This window comes from Actinomadura geliboluensis (genome assembly GCF_005889745.1).
GTDB lineage: Bacteria > Actinomycetota > Actinomycetes > Streptosporangiales > Streptosporangiaceae > Spirillospora > Spirillospora geliboluensis.
Genome location: NZ_VCKZ01000636.1, coordinates 1 through 3,350 on the forward strand (window position 1 = coordinate 1; position 3,350 = coordinate 3,350).

2 protein-coding genes are annotated in these 3,350 nt (G+C 75.2%); one reads left to right on the plus strand and one right to left on the minus strand.

The genetic code is table 11. The features are described 5' to 3' along the window. Window positions 1–2,216, minus strand: a 2,216-nt coding sequence (locus ETD96_RS42815) for a sensor histidine kinase (protein ID WP_138642193.1), incomplete at its 3' end; no start/stop codon positions are given. Window positions 2,217–2,593: 377 nt separating this feature from the next. Here ETD96_RS42815 and ETD96_RS42820 point away from each other — a divergent pair. Continuing rightward, the coding region (locus ETD96_RS42820; protein ID WP_138642194.1) for a sirohydrochlorin chelatase at window positions 2,594–3,350 on the plus strand (757 nt) is incomplete at its 3' end.

Here is a 3,350-nt window from a genome sequence, read left to right on the forward strand (position 1 = left end):
GTCTCGGGGCCGACCGGATGACCGCGGTCTGCGTGGACGACTACCACCGGGTTCGGGGCGGGGCGCGGCGGGGCCGCGAGCACCGGCCGGCCCGGGTCGCCCCACGGGCCGGTGAGCCGGGGCAGCGCGGGCGGCGCCTCCACGGGCGCGGCGTCCGCCGCCGGCGGCTCCCGCAGCGGGACGACGGCCTCGGACCGCGGCGCCGGCACCAGGGCCGCGCCCGCCGCGCCGTCGGTGTCGGTGTCGGTGACGCCGTCGGTGACGGTGTCGAGCGGCGAGCCGGCCTCCGGCGGGCCCGCCTCCAGCTGCTCCGCCGGGACGACCAGCTCGTGCGGCAGCAGCACGATCGCCGTCACGCCGCCGTACGGGGACCGCTGCAGCGTCACGGCGATGCCGTGCCGGGCGGCGAGCCGCGCGACGACGAACAGGCCCAGCTGGTCGGTGTCGACGAGGTCGAACTCGGGCGGTTCGGCGAGCCGCCGGTTGGCCTCGGCGAGCAGCTCGGGCCGGACGCCGAGGCCGCGGTCCTCGATCTCGACGGCGAAGCCGGTGCCGACCCGCTCGGCCTTGACCCGCACCTCGGTATTGGGCGGGGAGAAGGCCGCCGCGTTCTCGATCAGCTCGGCGAGCAGGTGGACGACGTCGGTGACGGCGGCGCCGACCAGGCCGTCCTCGGAGTCGGTGAGCACGGTCGCGCGGGTGTAGTCCTCGATCTCCGAGACGGCGGCGCGCAGCACGTCGGCGAACCGCACCGGCTGCCGCCAGCCGCGGCCGGGCGTGGCGCCGGACAGGATGATCAGGCTCTCCGCGTGCCGCCGCATGCGGGTGGTGAGGTGGTCGATGCGGAACAGGTCTTCCAGGTCGTCGGCCTCGGCGCGGCTCTCCAGGCCGTCCAGCATCGTGAGCTGGCGGTGCAGGAGCGACTGGTTGCGGCGGGCGATGTTGAGGAAGATGCGGCTGACGCCGGCGCGCAGCTCGGTCTGGCCGACGGCGGCGTCCACGGCGGTCCGCTGCACCTTGGCGAACGCGTCGGCGAGCCGGGCGATCTCGGTGGTGCCGCCGGCGCGCAGGGCGGGCGCCTCGGCGGCGACGTCCACGCTCTCGTTGCGGCTGAGCCGCGCGACGACGCCGGGCAGCCGCCGCTCGGCCAGCTCCTCGGCGGAGCCGTGCAGGCCGACCAGCTCGCGGACGAACCCGCGCGCGAACCGCAGCGACAGCAGCACCGAGGCGGCGATCGCCAGCAGGCCGAGGCCGCCGACGGCGCCGAGCCGCACGTAGGCGTCGCGGCCGAGCCGGTCGGCCCGCTGGGCGGCGCCCTTGGAGGTGTCGAGCACCATCGCGCTGACCGCGGCCACCAGCGGGTCGGCGGTCCGGCGCCACTCCGCCTCCCCCACCGGCAGCGGCTTGCGCGGGTCGGCGGCGGCGATGCGGTCCTCGATGGCCTTGAAGTCCTGGTAGCGGCGGGACGCGAAGACCGGCGCGGTCCCGGTGCGGTAGACGACCGGGTCGAGCAGCGTGCGCTGCTTGATCCACTGCCAGCGCTGCTCGCCGATCATCTCGACGAACAGCCGGTGCTCGGCGGGGGTCATCCGGCCCTGGGTGACGAGGGCGGACGCGATCAGCGCGTTCTCGCGCTGCAGCAGCTCCATGCCGCGGGCGGCGTGCCGGGTGGCCAGCATCCAGTTGTAGAGGTCGGCGTGGTCGATGACGACCAGGCCGTCGTACAGCCGGTGCAGGTCGTCGACCATCGTGCTGTAGCCGTTGACGGCGGTCAGCCGGTCGACGAGCCGCCCGTCGACCGCGGAGCGCAGGCCGCCCAGCCCGCCGAGCGCGCGCAGGACGTCGGTGACGCGGCCTTTCATCTCCTCGGTGGTGGCGCCGCGCGCCGCGTCCGACGTGGCTTCGCGGCGGAAGTGCTCGACGGCCTTGTCGACGCGCGTGCGCTGGGCGACGAGCGTGACGGGCACGCCGCCGGGAGCGGAGCGCGGAGTGCTGAGGAAGACGGCCGAGGACTGGCGCTCCTTGCCCAACTCCACCAGGAGGCTCTGGCCGCTCGCGCCGAACACGCGGTCGAGCGTGTGGTACTTGCGCTGAGCGAGCGCGTCCCGTCCGGTGACGCTCGCGGCGTACCCCCACAGCGCTACCAGCGAGAGCAGCGGCACGAGCAGCAGCGCCGTCACCTTCGAGCGGATCGAGCGCGTACGGGGGGATTTCATGGGACCTCGACCGTTCCGTCGTGGAGGGTCCCTGGATCATAAAGGCGGCCCGCGACGAGACCGCAACCCCTTTGGCGCCTTTCGGACGCATTGGCACCATTCCGTGTCACCTGCGGCGATGCCCGCGGCCGGAGTGATCTTGTCGCGGCTTCCGCAAGGAGATAGCGGCAAATCCGGACAATTTACTTCATTTCCCCCTGTTGCTCGCGGACATTGCGCCATACTCTGCTTCTTCATCACCGCACGCGCCGCCACGCTCGCGCCACCGCCGTTCGCGTCGCGCCGGCACGGAAAGGAGATCCGCGATCCATACAGGCAACGACGGAGGCCGGGACGGGAGGACGGCTCCGGGGCCGGAGGGCGTTACGATGCCCGCCGTGAGTCCCGAAAGCCAGGCATCCGAGGCACTGCCGTCGCGACGGCGCCGCACCCCCCGCGGCGGCCGGCACCGCGGCGACGAGTCCTTCCTGCTGCCCCCCGGTTCCCCCACGCTGGTCCTGGCCGTGCCCGGGCACGCCCGGCAGGCCGGCGCCGAGGTCGGCGCCGAGTTGGCCCGGCTCGTCGAGATAGAGCACACCGGCCAGCCCGCCTACGTCGGGCACCTGGACGGTGCCGAGGCCCCGCTGCACGGCGTCCTCGCCGGGCTGCGCCAGGAGCAGGACGAGCTGGCGGCCGTCGTCGTCCCGCTGTCCACCGGCCCCGACCCGGCGCTCGACCGCGCCGTGCACGCCGCCGTCGCGGCCGCGCCGGTGCGCGCCGTCGCCGCCGAGCCGCTCGGCCCGCACCCGCTCATCGCCGAGGCGCTGCACGACCGGCTCGCCGACGCGGGCCTCGCCCGCGCCGACCGCATCCGGCTGATGACGATGGTGACCGCCGCGTCCGGCGTCATCGTCGCGACGCCGGGCGACGCGACCGCCGTCCGGCAGGCCGAGGTCACGAGCGTGCTGCTCGCCTCCCGGCTGGCCGCGCCGGTCTTCACCGCCTCCCTGAACGACGAGGCGTCGGTCAAGGCCGCGGCCGACCAGCTGCGCATGGCGGGCGCCACGTCGATCGCCCTCGCCCCGCACCTGATCGGCACCGAGCCGGAGGCGGCCCTCGCCGCCCCCGCCGCCGCCAGCGTGGGCGCCGCCCACT